The organism is Sphingomonas panacis (assembly GCF_001717955.1).
Taxonomy (GTDB): Bacteria; Pseudomonadota; Alphaproteobacteria; order Sphingomonadales; family Sphingomonadaceae; genus Sphingomonas; species Sphingomonas panacis.
Window position 1 is genome coordinate 32941 of the sequence record NZ_CP014169.1, and the last position, 19420, is coordinate 52360.

The 19420-nt window shown below is 63.4% G+C and carries 17 protein-coding genes; 14 read left to right on the forward strand and 3 right to left on the reverse strand.

All coding sequences use genetic code 11. The features are described 5' to 3' along the window. The first annotated feature begins 204 nt into the window (after positions 1 to 204). From J0A91_RS23370 to J0A91_RS25105, 13 genes are all read left to right on the forward strand, one after another. Positions 205 to 1962 (forward strand): PHA/PHB synthase family protein, encoded by a 1758-nt coding sequence (locus J0A91_RS23370; RefSeq protein WP_069207629.1) that lies wholly within the window; start codon positions 205 to 207, stop codon positions 1960 to 1962. Positions 1963 to 1965: 3 nt separating this feature from the next. Beyond that, entirely contained in the window at positions 1966 to 3390 is a 1425-nt protein-coding gene (locus J0A91_RS23375) for a bifunctional enoyl-CoA hydratase/phosphate acetyltransferase (protein ID WP_069207630.1), read from the forward strand. Next, a complete protein-coding gene (locus J0A91_RS23380) occupies positions 3387 to 4589 on the forward strand; it encodes an acetate/propionate family kinase (RefSeq protein ID WP_069207631.1) in 1203 nt (400 codons plus the stop codon). Before J0A91_RS23375 ends, J0A91_RS23380 begins: the two co-directional genes overlap by 4 nt. Then, a complete protein-coding gene (fabI, locus tag J0A91_RS23385; protein ID WP_069207632.1) occupies positions 4573 to 5346 on the forward strand; it encodes an enoyl-ACP reductase FabI in 774 nt (257 codons plus the stop codon). The genes J0A91_RS23380 and fabI overlap by 17 nt, the downstream gene beginning before the upstream one ends. Before the next feature lie 231 nt (positions 5347 to 5577). Beyond that, positions 5578 to 5994 carry a hypothetical protein gene (locus tag J0A91_RS23390; RefSeq protein WP_069207633.1) on the forward strand — a complete coding sequence of 139 codons (417 nt, stop codon included), beginning with the start codon at positions 5578 to 5580 and terminating at the stop codon, positions 5992 to 5994. A gap of 105 nt (positions 5995 to 6099) precedes the next feature. Next, positions 6100 to 7611: an acetyl-CoA hydrolase/transferase family protein gene (locus J0A91_RS23395; RefSeq protein ID WP_069207634.1), complete on the forward strand. Its 1512-nt coding sequence runs from the start codon at positions 6100 to 6102 to the stop codon at positions 7609 to 7611. 183 nt (positions 7612 to 7794) lie between these two features. Beyond that, the gene (locus tag J0A91_RS23400; RefSeq protein ID WP_069207855.1) at positions 7795 to 9687 is read left to right on the forward strand and encodes a PAS domain S-box protein; all 1893 of its coding nucleotides are present in this window, start codon (positions 7795 to 7797) and stop codon (positions 9685 to 9687) included. Beyond that, positions 9677 to 10294: a response regulator transcription factor gene (locus J0A91_RS23405; RefSeq protein WP_069207635.1), complete on the forward strand. Its 618-nt coding sequence runs from the start codon at positions 9677 to 9679 to the stop codon at positions 10292 to 10294. The genes J0A91_RS23400 and J0A91_RS23405 overlap by 11 nt, the downstream gene beginning before the upstream one ends. Positions 10295 to 10436: 142 nt before the next feature. Further along, positions 10437 to 10805: a response regulator gene (locus J0A91_RS23410; protein WP_240502332.1), complete on the forward strand. Its 369-nt coding sequence runs from the start codon at positions 10437 to 10439 to the stop codon at positions 10803 to 10805. A gap of 84 nt (positions 10806 to 10889) precedes the next feature. Then, positions 10890 to 11708 carry a universal stress protein gene (locus J0A91_RS23415; protein WP_069207637.1) on the forward strand — a complete coding sequence of 273 codons (819 nt, stop codon included), beginning with the start codon at positions 10890 to 10892 and terminating at the stop codon, positions 11706 to 11708. 112 nt (positions 11709 to 11820) lie between these two features. Then, on the forward strand, positions 11821 to 12543 hold the full coding sequence (locus J0A91_RS23420; RefSeq protein ID WP_083225019.1) for an ATP-binding protein: 723 nt from the start codon (positions 11821 to 11823) through the stop codon (positions 12541 to 12543). A gap of 138 nt (positions 12544 to 12681) precedes the next feature. Continuing rightward, on the forward strand, positions 12682 to 13479 hold the full coding sequence (locus J0A91_RS23425; protein ID WP_069207639.1) for a universal stress protein: 798 nt from the start codon (positions 12682 to 12684) through the stop codon (positions 13477 to 13479). Positions 13480 to 13793: 314 nt separating this feature from the next. Beyond that, entirely contained in the window at positions 13794 to 15074 is a 1281-nt protein-coding gene (locus tag J0A91_RS25105) for a methyl-accepting chemotaxis protein (protein WP_276204620.1), read from the forward strand. A gap of 86 nt (positions 15075 to 15160) precedes the next feature. Here J0A91_RS25105 and adhP read toward each other — a convergent pair whose 3' ends face one another. Together adhP and J0A91_RS23440 are read right to left on the reverse strand one after the other, a co-directional pair. Then, positions 15161 to 16195, reverse strand: a complete 1035-nt coding sequence (adhP, locus tag J0A91_RS23435) for an alcohol dehydrogenase AdhP (RefSeq protein WP_069207857.1) — start codon at positions 16193 to 16195, stop codon at positions 15161 to 15163. Positions 16196 to 16259: 64 nt separating this feature from the next. Continuing rightward, a complete protein-coding gene (locus tag J0A91_RS23440; RefSeq protein ID WP_069207640.1) occupies positions 16260 to 17651 on the reverse strand; it encodes an NAD-dependent succinate-semialdehyde dehydrogenase in 1392 nt (463 codons plus the stop codon). Positions 17652 to 17926: 275 nt separating this feature from the next. On the opposite strand from J0A91_RS23440, the gene J0A91_RS23445 reads away from it, so the two are divergent. Then, complete coding sequence (locus J0A91_RS23445) at positions 17927 to 18544, forward strand: GNAT family N-acetyltransferase (protein WP_240502333.1); 618 nt, start codon at positions 17927 to 17929, stop codon at positions 18542 to 18544. 640 nt (positions 18545 to 19184) lie between these two features. On the opposite strand, the gene J0A91_RS23450 is transcribed toward J0A91_RS23445, so the two are convergent. Next, positions 19185 to 19340, reverse strand: coding sequence for a transposase (locus J0A91_RS23450; protein ID WP_169833232.1), 156 nt, complete (start codon positions 19338 to 19340; stop codon positions 19185 to 19187). Positions 19341 to 19420: the final 80 nt, after the last annotated feature.

Below are 19420 nucleotides of genomic sequence, written 5' to 3' on the forward strand. Positions count from 1 at the left end.
CATGCGATGAGAACCGGCTCCGAACTGCTCAAGCCTAACCGCGGCTTCCCACCAATTTGATACGCTTTGGGCGGCCACGACGAGGCTGAGCGTATTCCATCAGGGGTCTCTTGGGGACGTGCGAACGCGCAGGGACATCTACGTAGTGCGAATCCTTTGCTGCGCCTGCACAGACGGGGTCAATCCGAAGGAGCGAAGTTCAAGATGGCCGCTGGTGACCTGACACATATGCCCGACCCGCTTGACGGCATTGCCGAGACGCTCGATCGCGCGGCAATGGGAGCAGTCGCGCAGGTGACGTCGGGGCTCTCGCCCGCGACGCTCAACCAGGCGCTTACCGATTGGGGCCTCCATCTGGCCCTGTCGCCGGGCAAGTCGCTTCAGCTCGCCGCGAAGGCGGGCCGCAAATATGCCCGCTTGTTCGATTACATGGTCCGCAGCGGGGGCCATCCCGATGCCGCGCCGGCAATCGAGCCCCTCCCCCAGGACCGACGCTTTGCCGATCCGGCCTGGAGCAAGCCCCCGTTCAACTTCATCACCCAGGCCTTCCTGCTCAACCAGCAGTGGTGGCACGCGGCCACGACCGGAGTATCCGGCGTCACCAGGCATCATGAAGACATGGTCTCCTTCGGCGCGCGCCAGGTGCTTGACATGTTTGCGCCAACCAATTTTCTTGCCACCAACCCCGTCTTGCAGAAGAAGATCTTCGAGACCGGCGGGAAATGCCTCGTTGACGGTTTCCGGCATCTTCTCGAAGACATGCAGCAGACCATGCGCGGCGAGCCACCGATCGGCGCCGACGATTTTCGCGTCGGGGAAAGCGTTGCCGCGACCCCGGGCAAGGTGGTCTACCGCAATCACCTGATCGAACTGATCCAGTACGAACCGACGACCGAGACCGTCCGGCCGGAGCCGATCCTGATCGTGCCTGCCTGGATCATGAAATATTACATCCTTGACCTGTCGCCCGAAAACTCGCTGGTAAAATGGCTGACCGGCCAGGGCTATACGGTCTTCATGATCTCCTGGCACAACCCGGACAGTGCCGACCGCGACCTCGACATGGAGGATTACCGCAAGCTGGGACCGATGGCCGCACTCGACGCGGTGACGGCAATCACCGGCGCGGCCGCAGTCCATGCGGTGGGCTATTGCCTGGGCGGGACATTGCTCTCGATCGCGGCGGCGGCAATGGCGCGCGACGGTGACGAGCGCCTGGCGACCGTCACCCTTCTGGCCGCGCAGACCGAATTCAGCGAGCCGGGCGAGCTCGGCCTGTTCATCGACGAAGCGCAGCTCAATCTCCTCGAGAACATGATGTGGAGCCGCGGCTATCTCGACAGCGGCCAGATGGGCGGCGCGTTCCAGATCCTGCGCTCCAACGACCTGGTGTGGTCGCGCATTCTCACCGAATATCTGATGGGCGAACGTGCGCCGATGTCCGATCTAATGGCATGGAACGCCGATGGCACGCGCATGCCCTACGCCATGCACAGCCAGTATCTGCGGCGCCTGTTCCTGAACGACGATCTGGCCGAAGGGCGATACCGAGTGGACGGCAAGGCCATCACGCTTTCCGCCTTGCGAAAACCGATCTTCATGGTCGGCACCGAGCGCGACCATGTCGCGCCATGGCGGTCGGTGCAGAAGCTCCATCTCCTCACCGCGGCCGAGATCACTTTCGTGCTGACCAGCGGCGGGCACAATGCCGGGATCGTCTCCGAGCCGGGCCATCCCGGCCGGCGCTATCATATCCTTACCCGCGAAGCCGACGGTTCCTCGCTCGATCCGGCCGAATGGCTCGAGCGCGCTCGGCCGGAACACGGGTCATGGTGGACTGCCTGGGGCGACTGGCTGCAGCGCCATTCGGGCGAACCGATCGCGCCACCCACCATGGGTGCCGCGGATAAGGGCTTCGCGCCGATGGGGGATGCGCCCGGCCTTTATGTGCTGGAGCGCTGAACAATGACCGGCATCGATATGATCGAGAACCACACGTTCGACGAGATCGCTGTCGGCGATACGGCGAGCAGCACGCGCACGTTGACCACGGAGGATATCCAGCTCTTTGCACTCGTGTCGGGCGACGTGAACCCGGCGCATCTCGATGCCGATTATGCCGCGACCGACATGTTCCGGCGCATCATCGCGCATGGCATGTGGGGCGGTGGCCTGATCTCGGCTGTGCTCGGCACCGAGCTGCCGGGCCCCGGCGCCATCTATCTCAGCCAGTCGCTGCGTTTCACCCGGCCAGTCGGCATCGGCGACACCATTACCACGACCGTCACCGTGATCGAGAAAAGGCCGGAGCATCAGGTCGTCGTGCTCGAATGTCTGTGCGCCAATCAGGACGGCAAAGACGTCATCACCGGTCAGGCAGAGGTCAAAGCGCCGACCGAGAAGGTCCGTCGACCGCGCCTGACGCTGCCGGACGTGCGTCTGTCGGGGCATGGCGGCTATCGCCTGCTGATCGAGAAGACCAGGGCGGGGCGTCCTGTCCCGACGGCAGTTGTCCATCCCTGCAGCGCCGCGGCGATCGTGGCAGCGGTCGAGGCCGCTGATGCCGGTCTAATTAATCCGATCCTCGTTGGACCCGCGGCGAGGATTCGCCAGGCGGCCGAAGAGGCCGGCAAGGATATCTCCGGCTTCCGGCTGATCGACGCCGCCCATAGCCATGATGCCGCCGCCAAGGCGGTCGCGCTCGTGCGCGTAGGCGAAGCCAGCATGCTGATGAAAGGCTCGCTGCACACCGACGAGTTGATGACCGCTGTCGTCTCGTCCGCAAGTGGCCTGCGTACCGAACGGCGGATCAGCCACGCCTATCTGATGGACGTGCCTGACCACCCCGCCCCGCTCATCATCACCGATGCGGCGATCAACATCGCACCCAACCTCGAGGATAAGGCCGACATCATCCGCAACGCGATCGACCTGGCGCATGTCATCGGCATCGCCGAACCGAAAGTCGCGATCCTCGCCGCGGTGGAAACCATCAACCCGGTGATGCAGTCGACGCTCGATGCCGCAGCGCTATGTAAGATGGCGGATCGCGGCCAGATCAGCGGCGGCATTCTCGATGGACCGCTCGCGCTCGACAATGCCATCAGTCCGGCGGCTGCCAAGGAAAAGGGCATCGTTTCCGCGGTTGCCGGCGTCGCCGAAATCCTTGTCGTTCCCAATCTGGAAGCCGGCAACATGCTCGCCAAACAGCTCACCTTCCTCGGCGGTGCCGACGCCGCCGGCGTTGTGCTGGGCGCGCGCGTCCCGATCATCGTGACGAGTCGTGCCGACAGCATGCGCACCCGTCTCGCATCCTGCGCCGTCGCGGTGCTGCTCGCCCGTGCCGCGACGAAGGCGGCGCCAGGCGTGCCGGAGCCGATGGTGCCATGAAAGCCGTCGTCAGTCTCAATTCCGGCTCGTCGAGCATCAAGTTCGCGCTGTACACGCTCGATGCTTCCCGACCTCCTGAACTTTCCGCCAGCGGAAAGATCGAGGGCATCGGGATCGCCCCGCGCCTGACAGCGCGGACGGTCGCGGGCGAAACTCTCGTCGATCGCGCCTGGCCCGACGGCGGCGCCTCGCTGACCCACTCCGATTTGCTGAAGGACCTGTTCGACTGGGCTGCGAGCCATCTCGACGGTCGCGAGGTCATCGCGATCGGCCACCGTGTCGTCCACGGCGGCACGGAGTTCGCCGAGCCACGGCTTGTCGATGAAGCGCTACTCGGTGCGCTCGACAAACTCTGTCCGCTCGCACCGCTCCATCAGCCCCACAATCTCGCTGCCATCCGCGCGATCAATACGCTCCAGCCCGGTCTGCCGCAGGTGGCCTGCTTCGATACCGCCTTCCATCACGACAAGCCGGCGCTCGCGACCCGTCTCGCCATCCCCCGCGCGCTCCATGACCAGGGCATCCGGCGCTATGGGTTTCACGGGCTGTCCTACGAATATATCGCGGGTCGCCTCGCGGAGATCGATCCCGGACTCGCCAAAGGGCGCGTCATCGCGGCGCATCTCGGCAATGGCGCAAGCCTGTGCGCCATGCTCGATGGCAAGAGCATCGACACGACCATGGGCTTCACCGCCCTCGACGGCCTGATGATGGGAACGCGGTGCGGCAGCATCGATCCGGGCGCCGTGCTCCACCTCCAGACGCAGATGGAGATGAGCGCGGCCGAGGTCGAAACCCTCCTCTACAAGCAATCGGGCCTGCTCGGCGTATCGGGCCTGTCCAGCGACATGCGGGCGCTTCTGGCGAGCGATGCACCGGAAGCCGAGGAAGCGATCGCGCTGTTCGCCTGGCGCGCAGCGCGCGAAGTCGGCGCACTCCTGGCCTCGCTAGGCGGCCTCGACGGCCTGGTCTTCACCGCGGGGATCGGCGAGAATGGTCCCGATATCCGCAGCCGTATCTGCGGCCGGCTCGCCTGGCTTGGTATCGAGATCGATGAGTTGGCCAACGCCGGCAACGGACCCCTCATCAGCCTGCCCGACAGTCGCGTCAAAGTGCTTGTCATCCCGACCAACGAGGAACGGATGATCGCAACCCACACCCTCAAACTCGTCGGGAGAGAACATGAAACCGCTCGTTGATCTGACCGGCAAGCGCGGTCTTATTATCGGCATCGCGAACGACCTGAGCATTGCTGCCGGCTGCGCGGATGCTTTCGCCGGATGCGGCGCGCGGCTGGCTGCGACCTATCTCAACGAGAAGGCGAAGGACTGGGTCACTCCGGTCACCGAACGGCTCGGCGTCGAGTGGACTGGCCCGTGCGACGTGCGCGTACCGGGCGAGATCGAGGCCCTGTTCGAGCAGGTCAAATTGCGATGGGGCGGTCTCGACTTCCTGCTTCACTCGATCGCCTATGCGCCCCGCGAGGATCTGCACGGCCGCGTCGTCGACTGCTCGGCCGAGGGTTTTGCGATAGCGATGGATGTGTCCTGCCACAGTTTCCTGCGAGTGGCACGGCTTGCCGAACCGTTGATGCCTGACGGTGGCTGCCTCCTCTGCGTCACCTTTTACGGGTCGGAGCGGGTCGTTGAAAATTACAACCTGATGGGCCCGGTGAAGGCAGCTCTCGAAAGCGCAACCCGCTACATCGCAGCGGAACTCGGACCCAAGGGCATAAGGGCGCACGCGATCTCGCCCGGACCGATCGCGACACGTGCGGCCAGCGGTCTGGAGCGGTTCGACGAGTTGCTCGAGCGCGCTGCCGCCAGCGCACCTGCCCGTCACCGCGTCGACGTTGGCGACGTTGGCGCCTTGGCGGCCTTTCTGGTCAGCGATGCCGCGCACCGCATCACCGGAACTATCATTCCGGTCGATGGCGGCCAGCACCTGTTGGCTTAGTCAGTCGCAACGGGCATTCTCAAGCCGCGCATTCCGGCGGCCGCTCTCCGAAACTGCACAGCGCCGCTGCTGCTCCGCCGTTCACGCGGCTCCTTCAGGCCAAATCGAAACCGGCCAGACGCTCCTGCGAACCTGTTTACGTACATATCCCGATGGCGATCCATCCGCCGAGAGGTCACGCTTCCGCACGATCCATCAAATCCTACGGGCGAACCTTAGGAGCCACTCGCGATGCCCCAGCCCCTCGACAATGTCCTGGCCGTAGCGCAGGCAAACATGCACCTCAGTCTCAAGCTGGCGGAAACCTGGCGCGAGAGCGGCCAGAAACTGATGGAGCTTGGCGGCCGCGGCGTCTCGGAAATTGCCGATGAGGCGCGGCTCGCCTTGACCAAGGTGTCGGCAGACAAAGGTGGGATGCCCCCAGCCAGTGTCACCGGGCACTGGCAGGACGTCATCGCCGAGGCCGAAACCGTGCGCATCGTGACCGCGCAGCAGATCGACGCAGCGCTGCAAGATTGGCAAGAAAGCTTGAGCGCCGCCATGAGCATCGAGCCTGGCGTATCGTTCGAAACCTTCGTGAAGCCTTGGCTTGCGATGGCCAAGGCGACCACGGACCTACCGACCAAAGCCCCGCAAGCAAAGAAATGACGTCGCGGCAGTGCCCGCGCGATGTAATCACGACCAGCGCCAGCTAATGCCGAGCGAGCTATCGTCATGGTCAAAATGCGATTGCCGCAAGGAGGCTTGTCTGGAATGAACGATCGGATCACGAATAGCGTCCTGGCGTCCAGGACGATGGATGCGGACGCAGCCGCCGCGCTGCTGCACCACGGCATGACGATCGGCATGAGCGGATTTACAGGATCGGGCTATCCCAAGGCCGTGCCGTTGGCGCTCGCAGCGCGGATCGAGGCGGAACATGCCAGGGGAAATCCCTTTCGCGTGCGCGTCTGGACCGGCGCCTCGACCGGGCCCGAACTTGACGGCGCGCTGGCCAAGGCGGACGGCATCGAATTCCGCCTTCCCTATAATTCGGACCCGATCGCGCGCGAGAAGATCAATCGCGGTGAAATGGACTATTTCGACATGCATCTCAGCCAGGTCGCGCCGATGGCGTGGCAGGGCTTTCTCGGGCCGCTGGACGTTGCGCTAATCGAGGTATCCGGCATCCGGGCTGACGGTGCGCTGATCCCGTCCTCTTCGGTCGGCAACAACAAGACCTGGCTCGACCGCGCGGACAAGGTGATCCTCGAGGTCAATCGCTGGCAGAACCCCGCGCTCGAGGGGATGCACGACATTTATTATGGCACCGCATTGCCGCCCAACCGCGTGCCCATCCCATTGGTCAGGCCTGACGACCGCATCGGCGATGCCTATTTCCGCTGCGATCCCGACAAGGTGATCGCGATCGTCGAAACCGAGGCGCCGGATCGCAACCTGCCGTTCGCAGCCCCTGGAGACGCGGCGTTCGCCATCGCCGGCCATCTGCTCGACTTCTTCGCGCATGAGGTCGCACGCGGACGGTTGCCCGCCAATCTGCTGCCGCTCCAATCCGGTGTCGGCAACATCGCCAACGCCGTGCTCTCGGGCCTCGTGGACAGCCGGTTCGAGAATATGACCGCGTACACCGAGGTTATCCAGGACGGCATGCTCGACCTGCTCGATTCCGGCAAACTGCGCATGGCGTCGGCGACCGCCTTCTCGCTCAGCCCCGAGGCCGCAGCGACGCTCAACGCCAATATGCACCGCTATCACGACCGGATGATCCTGCGCCCGCAGGAGATCAGCAATCATCCCGAACTGATCCGCAGGCTCGGCTGCATCGCGATGAACGGCCTGATCGAGGCGGACATTTATGGCAACGTCAATTCCACGCACGTCATGGGATCGCGCATCCAGAACGGCATCGGCGGATCGGGCGACTTTGCGCGCAACGCCTATGTCTCGATCTTCATGACACCGTCGACCGCGAAGGACGGCGATATTTCAGCGATCGTGCCGATGGCGAGCCATGTCGATCATATCACCCAGGACGTGCAGGTGATCGTCACCGAGCAGGGGCTTGCCGACCTGCGCGGATTGTCACCCAAGCAGCGCGCCGCCCTCATCATCGAGAAATGCGCGCATCCCAACTACCGGCCGGCACTGCAGGATTATTACCGCCGCGCGCGTCTCCACTCCTATGGCCAGCAATCGCCAACCCTTCTGGGTGAAGCTTTGTCGTGGCATCAGCGCTTCGTCGAGACGGGCTCGATGCTTGCCTGAAAGGCGAGACTCACGCCATGGACCGGAGCGGTGCACCGGCCGATCTCCAGGCGTCGAATGAAGAGGGCGCAGCGAGAAGCGAAGTATAAGGCCGGCGGGCTGACATCTCGCTTGAGCATAATGCTCACATCGTGTCTCGTGAGTAATTCGCGCGCCTTGACCACAGCCAACGGAATGGAAGCGATGGAGACACGTGCGGATGACCGCGAAGCTTGGTGGCGTGCGATCCGCGCTTACTGGATGGCGATGCTCGTCGTGGCGCTGGCAATGGGCGTCTCGCTTCTGCTCGAGCCCTATCTCTTGGATCGTCCGACCTGGCTGTTGCTGACCATTGCCGTGCTCGCTTCGGCTTGGCTGGGCGGGATCAGACCGGCCGTACTGGCGCTTGCGCTGGCAACCGTGATCGGTTTCCTTCTCGTCGACACGCCGTTCCGCGATGCCGATCACCTCGTCAACGCCGCTGGCTTCGCCACCGTCTCGGCCGGAATCATCCTGCTGACGCGGCGGATGTCGCACTGGCGTGACACGGCGCATGTGCATGAGGTCGACGCCGGAGAGAGTTCGCGCAAGGCGCAGGAGATGACCGAGGAGCTTGGGCTCCTGATCGACGGCGCCACCAACTACGCGATTTACATGCTCGATCCTGAAGGCCGTGTTGCGATCTGGAACAAAGGCGCCGAGCGCATCAAGGGCTGGACCGAACAGGAGATTCTGGGGAAGCCCACGGAGGTCTTCTATCCGGCTGAGGAGCGGGCGAACGGCAAGCCTTATGCCGATCTCGACAACGCACGCGCCGACGGCAAATTCCAGGAGGAAGGTTGGCGCGTGCGCAAGGACGGCTCGGAGTTTCTCGCCGACGTCACCATCACGCCGCTTTACGACGAGGATGGCACGCTGCGGGGTTTCGGCAAGGTCGTGCGCGACATCACTGACCAGAAGGCCGCCGAGCGCGCGATCGAAACCCGCGAGGCACAACTCAACTCGATCCTCGCCACGGTGCCCGATGCGATGGTCGTGATCGACGACGAGGGCACGATGGTGTCGTTCAGCAGCACGGCGCAGCGGATGTTCGGCTATGAGGAATCGGAGGTTCTGGGCAAGAACGTTTCGATGCTGATGCCCTCGCCGGACAGGGAAGCCCATGACAGCTATGTCGGCCGATATCTGGCGACCGGCGAGCGCCATATCATCGGCAGCACGCGGCGCGTCATGGGCTGCCGCAAGGACGGAACGCCGGTGCCGCACGAACTGGCGATCGGCGAAGCCACCGGCGGCGGGCGACGGCTTTTCACAGGTTTCATGCGCGATCTGACCCAAGAGGAGGCAACCGCCGCGCGGCTTAAGGAATTGCAGTCCGAGCTGATCCATGTCTCGCGGGTCAGCGCGATGGGTGCGATGGCCTCCACGCTTGCCCATGAACTCAATCAGCCGATCACCGCCGTGGTCAACTATGTCGAGACCGCCGAGGCTTTGCTCGAGCATCCGGATGCCGAGACGGTTGCGATCGTCCGCGAGGCGCTGAAGGATGCGGCATCGGAGTCGCTGCGCGCGGGGCAAATCGTTCGCCGGCTGAGGGACTTCGTGGCGCGGGGCGAGGTGCAGAAGCATGTCGAGGATCTGCCGACGCTGATCCGGGAAGCCTGTTCGCTTGGCTTTGTCGGCCTGCGCGAACATGGTGTCGAGACGGTGTTGCGGCTCGACCCGAGCGCGACCCCGGTCCTCGCCGATCGGGTGCAGGTCGAGCAGGTTCTCGTCAACCTGATCCGCAACGCCGGCGAGGCGATGGCGGAAAGCGAGGAACGGATCCTGACGATCACCACCGCGCCGGATGCGCCTGGTCTGGTGCGGGTCACGGTGTCGGACACCGGCCCCGGGCTTGCCGATGTGGTCGCCACCCAGCTCTTTCAGGCGTTTCTGAGCACGAAGAGCGAGGGCATGGGTCTCGGCCTTTCGATCTGCCGGACGATCGTGGAAGCCCATGGCGGCAGGATCTGGGCGGACTCGCCGGCAGGTGGCGGCACGCGCTTTCATTTCACGTTGATGCATGTAGCTTTGGAGGAGCCAGATGGCGGATAAGCGCACAGTCCATATCGTCGACGACGAGGATGCCATCCGTCGCTCGGCCGGCTTCCTGCTGAAAAGTGCTGGCTATGCTGTCGCGACCTGGGCATCGGGCACCGACTTTCTCAAAGCGGTACGCCACGCCGCCGAAGGCTGTATTCTGCTCGATGTGCGAATGCCCGAAATGGATGGCCTGGAGGTCCAGAAGGCGCTCATCGATTTGGGGGTCGTCATGCCGATCGTCGTCCTGACGGGCCATGCCGATGTCGGCATCGCGGTGCGCGCCATGAAGGCGGGCGCGGTCGACTTCATCGAGAAACCGTTCGAGCGGGCCGTCTTGCTCGGTTCGATCGAGGCGGCGTTTTTTCGGCTCGACGACAAGGATCGCAAGGCAAGCTCCGCCCAGGAGGCTTCGGTCGTGATCGCCGGACTGACACCGCGCGAGCGCGATGTGCTCGAAGGCCTCGCCAGGGGGCTGCCCAACAAGACGATCGCCTACGACCTCGAAATCTCCGCCAGAACCGTCGAGGTTCACCGTGCCAATCTGATGGCAAAGCTCGGCGTTCGGTCGCTCTCCGACGCGCTGCGGATCGCCTTTGCGGCCGGCCTTGGCCAGGACTGATGTCTCACCGGACTGTTCGATTTCGGCATGAATCCAATAGGACCAATACGTAGCGACACGCGCTGCTGGTCAGGCACATAGAGAATCAAATCGGAATGGGCCGGTTGTTATCAGGATGTCTTTCATGCAAGTTCCATCGCCGATGGAGCGGCCCCGGGTCCTTCTCGTCGAAGATGACAGCGGGGTCCGTCGATCCATCCAGCTGGTCCTTCACGCGCGCGGCTATGATGTGCGAGCGTTTTCGAGCGGGGCACTCGCACTCGCCGATCCCGCCTCGATCAGCGCTGCCTGCCTTGTCACCGACTATCGCATGGCGGGCATGGACGGTCTCGAACTGCTGCGGGGACTGCGCGCGGCCGGCTGGCTCCAGCCTGCCATTCTCATCACCGGTCACAGTGCCGACTTTGTGGCGGCGAGCGAGGACAGGGATCGCTTTGCCGACATTCTGGAAAAACCGTTGCTCGACCACCGCCTGCTGGCCTGCGTCGATCGCGCGACGGGCCGCGCCTGAACCGGCATTCCTAAGTATATTTCCCAAATGCCCGGAGCCCGCGATCGCGCGACCATTGTCGCGCGATGACAGGTGGAGAAGCATATGCTCAAGGACATATTGGCGATTGTCGACACCGGTGATGCGGACGAGCAATTTTTGAAGGACGCGCGGGAATTCGCGCGCTTCCATGACGCCCATCTGAGCATCGCCATCCTTTCCGCGGTCCCGACAGCCGACTATGCCCTGGCGTTCGGGCCTCCCTATGTCCTTCTCACCGATTATGTCGAGGCGGCAGGTGAGAAGCAGGCCGAGGTTGCCAGGATCGCGGAGCGTGAGGGCTATGAGGTCCGCATCTTGAGCGATGAGACCGGCGTGTTGCTCGACAAGGCGCCGGTTCAGGCACGTTATGCCGATCTGATCCTATTCGGGCCCGTCTCGGCTTATGCCAACCCGCATCTGCGCAAGCGCCTGTTTGAGAATGTCGCCCTGTCCTCCGGACGGCCGGTGCTGATCCTGCCGGCACAATGGCGACCCCGCGCCTTTGCCCATATTGCAATCGGCTGGAACGCGACGCGCGAAGCAACTCGTGCGCTGGGCGACGGACTTTCGCTCGCCGCTTCGGGTGCAGAGGTGGATGTGATCGTTGTCGACGCCAAGCCAACGACCAAGGGTCACGGATCCGAACCGGGCGCCGACATCGCCCGCAACATCGCGCGCCATGGCTTTGCCGTAACCGTCCACACGATCCCTTCAGAAGGCGGCTCCGATGCCGCAATCTTGGCCGATTTTGCCAGAACGCATCGGGCGGACCTGCTGGTGCTCGGCGCCTCCGGCCATTCACGACTGCGCGAGCTGTTCCTGGGAGGTGTCACTCACGAGTTGCTCGACGGCGGCCCAGTGCCGATCCTCTTTGGAAGCTGATCTGCCCGACCTTGGTAACATTGCGTATCGACCGACAAGCGACGCGACCGCAAGTTGGTCGCGATTATTCAAGTCCGAATGTCTTGGCGCGGGGCCAACAACGGTAGCGCCGATGGGGGCGACCATCTTGGGAATGGCAGACATGCGTGTAGCGCAGGATGACTGCAGCGTTTGTTCGACGGACTGCACCGCGATCACGCTCGATCGAGAGGCCATCCATGACTTGCGCAACCTCTTCGGCATCGTGGCATCCGCGCGCCACATGTTGGACGATGATCCAAATGCCGAACGTCGGGCAATGCTGCTCGCCGCCATCGAAAGCGCGGCGTTACGGGGCGGCGACCTTACGACAAAACTCCTGACGCGCGCGCCGTCCACAGACGCCAACCGGATCGACGATATCAACCAGCACGTCATCAGCCTCCAGCCGATGATCCAGGCGCTTGCGGGTCGTCAGGCGAACATCGTGTTCGACCTGGCGACCATCCCGATTCCTGTCCGGTTGAAGCATGGCGATCTCGATGCGGCACTCCTCGAACTGGTCGCCAATGCCCGCAAGGCCATGGGGAATTCCGGACGGATCATGATCGGCACGCGCAGGGCCGGAGCTTGTCTATGGTTGAGCGTGGCCGACGACGGGCGCGGTATGGACGAAGTCAGCCTCGTTCGTCTGACGCATAGCAACGAACGTCCCGCCGCGCACGGATCAGGATTCGCACGGGTCCGCCGATTCGCCGAGTCAGCGCAGGGGCGGCTGCGGATCCGCAGCGGAGAGAACAAGGGGACGATCGTCTGCTTGATCCTGCCAGTCGCCCAGCACATCGCGGTAGTCTGAACGGCGAAGACCGTTACGCCCGGGGGTATAGCGCAACATCGCTCTGCACCCTGTATCCGTAACAACACGCATATCTTCCACGATTGCGCCCTTTAATCTCGGTCCATTGTTGCCGGGCGGCGGACAACGGAGGCGATCATGAAAAACATCTTGTTGCTGGTGCACGACGATGCGGGCCAGGAAGCGCGATTTCAGGCCGCGCTCGATATCTCGCGCGGTTTGACCGGCCATCTTACCTGTCTCGACGTCGTGCAGATGCCGGTTATGGCCGGCGACTATGACGGGATCGGGTCGGCCATGCTGCTGGCGGACGAACGTGAGCGCGAAGCCGGAAACCGCGCGACCCTCGAAGCGCGTCTGGCGAACGAAGATGTGACTTGGGATTGGGTGGACGCGGTCGGCGACATCGCCGATTGCATTACCCGGGCTTCCGGGCTTTCCGACCTGATCATCGTCAACCGCAAGCTCGATATCTCCAGTCCCGATATGCGGGCGATCAGCGGCCGGCTTGCCATGCGGGCGCGTAAGCCATTGGTGGCCGTGCCGGATGATTGCCGCCGCTTCGATACGGCTGGACGTGCCGTGATCGCATGGGATGGCTCCGCGCCCGTGATGGCGACGATGGAGGCCTGTGTGCCGCTGCTCAAGCTGGCTGCCTCGGTGCGCCTGTTCACGGTCGACGACGGGTCCGAAGCCATCCCGGCCGAAGAGGCCGCCACCTATCTGTCGCGTCACGACATCCATGCGACGATCGTGCGCGTTCGCGACCACCACGGGCGTGCCGACGTGCTGATCTCGGAACAATGCCATAGCTTTCGCGCCGATTATTGCCTGATGGGCGCGTTCAGTCGTGGCCGGTTGACCGAAGCTCTGTTCGGGGGCGTGACCCGCCGAATGTTGACGGAAGCCAGGCTGCCGCTCGTGCTGGGCCATTGAACCGGACCTGACGCGCGTGCTTTCCGGCGTGCCCAAGTCGGCCGGATCTCGCGCCCAGTGAGACTTCGCATCGCCATGGGTTTCAGACCACGCTGCCTGTTCCGTGTGCGAGGAGATCGAGCGACTGATCGGGGCGTCGCGCACGATAGGGCAATCGTATATGATGATCGGTCGGAACCTGACCGGCCAAGCCGACATGACCACCGTAGGAACCTCTAGATCGCTCGCAAAAGCAAGACGTTAAGCTGGTTTCGCAATATACAATGGACAATGAGCGCGCTGAAGGAGAAACCTGTCCCTCTTGGCTGTGCCCGATGAAAATCGATGGCGAAGCTCGTCGTGTTTGGATCATGACGCGCCTCAATGCATTGGTCGTACAGCACCAAAAAGCTTGCCTGTCGGGCGCTGGCCCGAACGGTGGTACGGGGGGGACGGACTTGAACGACAGCGCGCCGATGAACTTCGAGCTGCAGCAGAGGACCTACGATCCCACCGGCATGTTGGCATCGGCGCTCGGCGAAATAATGACGCTTATCCCGGAAAGCGACCGCTTGGCGATAGCAAGAGTGTCGTTCTCGCCTGAAACGGCGACAGGAATGGAACCTTCAGCTGGTGGGACTGTCTTCACGTCGATCCCCCAGGCTTTGGATCCGGCGTGGAGCCAATCCGTCGTCAGACACGGTATGGGCCTGGTCGACCAGGATCTCGAAACGAGCACGATATTCTGTGTCCGCGATCGCTTTTATGCCGGTTTGCGCGAGTGCTTGTGGGATCGCCTCGCGGCTCGCCCCGGCGACTGTCGGCGGCTCATCTGCGCAATCGACGCGATCGCCGCCTGGGAAGCGCAGTTGCTTTTTGCTGGCATCGGTATCGCGCGCGCGGCGCGCGACCGGACGCGGAGCGCCGAATATCGAAGTAAATTGAAGGCAATCGACCGCTCGCAGATCTGCATCGAGTTCGACCTTTCGGGGAGAATTCTCGATGCCAACACAAACTTTGCTGAGGCGACCGGCTACGCGCGGGAGGAATTGCGTGGGAGGCATCACAGCATCTTCATGCCGGCGGAAGAGAAGCATTCGGTCGAATATGAAGCGTTCTGGGAACGGCTGAACCGGGGCGAATTCGAGCGTGGCGAGTATCATCGGATCGCCAAGGACGGATCGGACCTATGGTTTCAGGCCACCTACAATCCCATCCTCGACATCGACGGGCGCCCGGTCAAGATTCTGAAAATCGCCAATGACGTGACCGTCATGCGCAATCGGGAACGCGTCGAAGCGGCACGGATGCGCAGGCTTCAGGAGCAGTCGGAGGGCCGCCGGGTCACGCTGGAGGAAACCAACCGCGAATTGGTGCCGATCGTCGCTGCGATCGACACGATAGCCAAGCAAACGAGCCTGCTGGCGTTGAACGCGACGATCGAGGCAGCGCGTGCTGGCGACGCCGGGAAAGGGTTTGCCGTCGTCGCTTCCGAGGTCAAGGCGCTGTCGATGACCACCAAAGCCGCGACCGATCGCGCGGCCGCACTGTTGCGCGGCGCCGGCGGCCTTCCCGACATATGCGAGCCGCCGGCCAATGACCCTGTCCGGGCTTGAATCGACAAAGCGACGCCCGCCGCCTTTCTGTGTTGCAGCGAGGCGTCGCCTCGCTCCGTTAACAATCCCGCCGCACACGTCGCCCGCTAAACCGCATTCTCAAAATCGATGACGATGCGCCCTTCAATTTCACCGCGATGCATGCGGCCGAAGATGTCGTTGATATTCTCGAGCCTATCGGTCGCCACCGTCGCGCGCACCTTACCGTCCGCGGCGAAGTCGAGCGCTTCCTGCAGATCGAGCCGGGTGCCGACGATGGAGCCGCGGATCGTGACGCCGTTGAGCACCGTGTCGAAGATCGAGATCGGGAAATCGCCGGGCGGCAGGCCGTTAAGCGAGACCGTGCCGCCCCGGCGGACCATCCCCATCGCCTGACTGAACGCGATCGGCGAGACGGCGGTGACGAGCACGCCCTGTGCGCCGCCGATCTCCTTCTTGATGAAGGCTGCGGGATCGACAGTGCGGGCATTGACGGTGAGCGCTGCGCCCAGCTCTTCGGCGAGCTTCAGCTTGGCGTCGTCGATATCGACCGCGACCACGTTGAGGCCCATCGCCTTGGCATATTGCACCGCCATATGGCCAAGGCCGCCGATCCCCGAGATCGCCACCCAGTCGCCGGGCTTGGTGTCGGTAACCTTGAGACCCTTATAGACGGTGACGCCCGCGCAGAGAATTGGCGCGATCTCGACAAAGCCAATATTGGCAGGGAGATGCCCCACATAATTGGGGTCGGCGATCACATATTCCGCGAAGCTGCCGTTCACCGAATAGCCCGTATTCTGCTGGGTATCGCACAACGTTTCCCAGCCACCCAGGCAATGCACGCAGTGCCCGCAGGCGGTGTATAGCCAGGGCACGCCGACGCGGTCGCCTTCCTTGACGACGGTGACACCGGCGCCCACCGCGACGACATGGCCCACGCCTTCATGGCCGGGAATGAACGGCGGGTTCGGCTTGACCGGCCAGTCGCCTTCGGCGGCGTGGAGATCGGTGTGGCAGACCCCGGTTGCGGCGATCTTGACCAGGATTTGGCCCGGCCCGGGCATCGGGACCGTTACTTCCTCGATCACGAGGGGCTTGCCGAATGCGCGGACGACGGCCGCCTTCATTGTCTTGTCCATGATCATGTCTCTTGATGTGATTTGAGTTTTAGTGGTCGCCAGAGCCGCGGCGCGGGCGCCCCGGTCAGAAGGGCGCGTCGATGTCGACGACATCGATCAGCTTGTGGTTGACGAACTCCTTGAGGCCGAGCCCGAGCAGTTCGCGGCCATAACCCGAGCGCCGCACGCCGCCGAAGGGCAGGTCAGCCTTGACCATCGTGGGATGGTTCACGAACACCATGCCGGTTGAGATGCGCTTCGCGACTTCGGCGCCGTGCCTGGGGTCGGCGGTGAACACCGAGCCGCCCAAGCCGAAGGGCGAGTCATTGGCGATCCGCACCGCATCGTCTTCATCCCTGGCGCGGAACAGCATCGAGACCGGACCGAAGAACTCCCAGTGGCGCGCGGGATTGTCCTCAGCGATGTCGGTCAGGATCGTCGGCTGCACGAAGGCGCCCTGATTGGGCGCATCCGGTCCGACCGCGATCGCCTTTGCGCCGAACTCGACGGCCTGGCGGACCATCTCCTTCAGATCGTCGGCCGCCTTCTGCGAGGACAGGGGCGCCAGCGTCGTAGCGGGATCTAACGGATCGCCCATGCGGAGCGCGGCGACCCCCTTGGTATAATGTTTGACGAAGGCGTCATAGACATCGTCGACGATGATCATGCGCTTGGAGGATACGCAGACTTGGCCGCCGTTCCAGTGGCGGCCAAAGACCGCCCAGTTCACGGTCTTGTCGAGTTCTGCATCGGCAAGGACGACGAAAGCGTCCGCGCCGCCCAGCTCCATCGTCGATTTCTTGAGCGCCTTGCCGGCCTGCGCCGCAACCATGGCACCAGCGGCCTCGGAGCCGGTGAGCGCGACGCCATGGACACGCGGATCGTTGATGATCAGTTCGATCTGCGCGTGCGTGGCATAGAGGTTGGTGAAGGCACCGTCCGGCAGCCCGGCCTCGCGCATCAGCGCTTCGAACGCCGCCGCGCTCTGCGGCACGTTGGCGGCATGTTTGAGCAGCATCGTATTGCCCGCCGAAAGCTGCGGCGCGATGATCCGGGCGATCTGATAATAAGGGAAGTTCCACGGCTCGATCGCGAGCAGTACGCCTAGCGGCTCGTGCACCAGGGTCGCTTCGCCCTCGGCAGGATCGGCGACCGGCAGGATTTGCGGTGCGAGCAGGCGCTCGGCATTGTCGGCATAATAGTCGAAAATCGCTGCGGACAGCTCGACCTCCGCCTTGGCCTCCGAGAGGAGTTTGCCCATCTCCAGCGTGAGGATGGGCGCATAGGTGTCGATGTCACGCCGCAAGATCGTCGCGGCCTGGCGCATCACGGACGAGCGGTCCGCGAATGCGCTGTCCCGCCAGACCCGGAATGCGTCATCCGCCCGCCCGATGGCGTGGAGGACCTCATCGTCGGTTGCGTCGGGGAAGGTTGCGACGGTGTCGCCGGTATAGGGATTGATGGTCGCGTAGCTCATCGAACGATCCTTCTCGGCGCGGGGGGAATCTGCGCCAGTTGGGCCGCGCGAAGAGCGTCGATGATCGGCACCCGTTGTTGCGCGACTTTCCCTCGTCATCGAGGGAATCCTGTCGCGCTTCATGATCCTGCGAGGCACAGGGCCCTATGCGGATTGTTACGTAGTCGGGCGGTAACTGACAGCGATGCAACGCTTGAGGAGCGCCGGCATCGCACGGATCAAATCGGCATCGGTACATATACGCATTGCCGGACAAGCCCCCGCCGCCGCATCCAATGTTCACTCTCAACGCCTCAAACAAATGCGAGACGCGACACATGTCATCCCAATCTCAAGATACGGGATCAGCCCCCGTTGCCGACAAAACCGTGGAAATCCTGGCGACGCGAAGCGGGCTGCAACTCCATGTCCGGCCCGCCGTCGCGGCCGATGAAGCACGGCTGGAAGCGCTATTCGAGGGCGTGACGCTTGAGGATCTGCGCTTTCGATTCCTGTCTGCCGTGCAGCATGTCGGACATGACCAGATTGCAGCGATGCTGCGCGTCGACCATGTCGGCAGCGAGACCTTTGTCGCGTTCGAGCCTGAAAGCGACAATCTTGTCGCGACGGCGATGCTGGCGGCCGATCCAACGCTGGCGACCGCCGAGGTCGCGATCTCGGTCCACCGTAATTATAAAGGCCGTGGTATCGGCTGGGCGCTGCTGAAGCATGTGGCCGGCATCGCGCGCGCAAAGGGCATCGGCCGTCTTCAGGCGATCGAGAGCCGAGAGAACCATGCGGCAATCGACCTCGAGCGCGAAATGGGCTTCACCGCGCATGCATGCCCCGGCGAGCCCACGCTCCTGATGGTCGAGGCGGTCCTGAATCAATGCCCGCCCCCCTCCCGCTCCTAACGCCGGCAAAAGCACCAATCGGAGATAGATACAACGGCAACGTTTCGAACGGCCTTGGCGACGACGGTCTATCTGCTGGGCGATCATCCGCTTTGCGCGCTCCATCGACATAGAGTCATCAGATGCGGCGAGGAATTCGATCCGCGCCATCATCTGGATGAGCCGGCTCGTCTCGGTCGCTGTTTCAAGCGCCTCAGAATACATGCGCAGCGCATGCCGCGCGATGGCGCCGACTTCGCCGTGTCAGGTTGGCCGGGCCATCAAGGATCCGGTCATGTCCCGGCCGCCGCCGATGATCACCAATGTGCATGATCTGCCCCGCGATGATGTAGCTCTAGTGATCCTCGCGCGCATAGAACAAGCCGCCGCAGAAGGTCGTATCGCCGAGAAGGCCGGCCCGGCAGTTTGGCTTGGAGTCACAGGTTGCAGTGCTCGAACCGCACGAAGTCCATGATGCGTCGGCCCAGTCCATCGCGGCGCCCAAGATGCGCCTCGTGGCTGGCCGGCATGAGGAAAGCGTCCCAATCCGTTGGAACCGGCAGGGCCAACACCGCGCTCCCGAAGAATGCGGGCAGATCGATGCGCGTTGCGCCGCTTTGCCGCAGTGATGATCATCGCCCTCTAGGGCTGGGACTCACAATCACCACATGATCGCGGCGGCGAGATGGATGGCGCCGAGGAAGTTCCTGGCGATCCGGTCGTAGGGTTGCGAGGCGTCGCAGTCCTCGAGGCGGCAGAACATACGCCCGATGGCGTTACGGCCCTTGTAGAAGGTCCTGCTGAAGCAGCTTTCCACAGGCAGGTGCGCTTTGACGGGATGTTCGGGACCGCACCGTGGCGCTCGATCAGCTCGCGGACGCGATTGGTGTCGTAAGC

Coding starts and splice junctions, on each gene's coding strand:
- J0A91_RS23370 (WP_069207629.1), top strand. CDS start 205: ATGGCCGCTGGTGACCTGACACATATGCCCGACCCGCTTGACGGCATT.
- J0A91_RS23405 (WP_069207635.1), top strand. CDS start 9,677: ATGGCGGATAAGCGCACAGTCCATATCGTCGACGACGAGGATGCCATC.
- J0A91_RS23445 (WP_240502333.1), top strand. CDS start 17,927: ATGTTCACTCTCAACGCCTCAAACAAATGCGAGACGCGACACATGTCA.
- J0A91_RS23420 (WP_083225019.1), top strand. CDS start 11,821: ATGGGGGCGACCATCTTGGGAATGGCAGACATGCGTGTAGCGCAGGAT.
- J0A91_RS23375 (WP_069207630.1), top strand. CDS start 1,966: ATGACCGGCATCGATATGATCGAGAACCACACGTTCGACGAGATCGCT.
- fabI (WP_069207632.1), top strand. CDS start 4,573: ATGAAACCGCTCGTTGATCTGACCGGCAAGCGCGGTCTTATTATCGGC.
- J0A91_RS23380 (WP_069207631.1), top strand. CDS start 3,387: ATGAAAGCCGTCGTCAGTCTCAATTCCGGCTCGTCGAGCATCAAGTTC.
- J0A91_RS23425 (WP_069207639.1), top strand. CDS start 12,682: ATGAAAAACATCTTGTTGCTGGTGCACGACGATGCGGGCCAGGAAGCG.
- J0A91_RS23390 (WP_069207633.1), top strand. CDS start 5,578: ATGCCCCAGCCCCTCGACAATGTCCTGGCCGTAGCGCAGGCAAACATG.
- J0A91_RS25105 (WP_276204620.1), top strand. CDS start 13,794: ATGAAAATCGATGGCGAAGCTCGTCGTGTTTGGATCATGACGCGCCTC.
- J0A91_RS23400 (WP_069207855.1), top strand. CDS start 7,795: ATGGAGACACGTGCGGATGACCGCGAAGCTTGGTGGCGTGCGATCCGC.
- J0A91_RS23415 (WP_069207637.1), top strand. CDS start 10,890: ATGCTCAAGGACATATTGGCGATTGTCGACACCGGTGATGCGGACGAG.
- adhP (WP_069207857.1), bottom strand. CDS start 16,195: ATGGACAAGACAATGAAGGCGGCCGTCGTCCGCGCATTCGGCAAGCCC.
- J0A91_RS23410 (WP_240502332.1), top strand. CDS start 10,437: ATGGAGCGGCCCCGGGTCCTTCTCGTCGAAGATGACAGCGGGGTCCGT.
- J0A91_RS23440 (WP_069207640.1), bottom strand. CDS start 17,651: ATGAGCTACGCGACCATCAATCCCTATACCGGCGACACCGTCGCAACC.
- J0A91_RS23395 (WP_069207634.1), top strand. CDS start 6,100: ATGAACGATCGGATCACGAATAGCGTCCTGGCGTCCAGGACGATGGAT.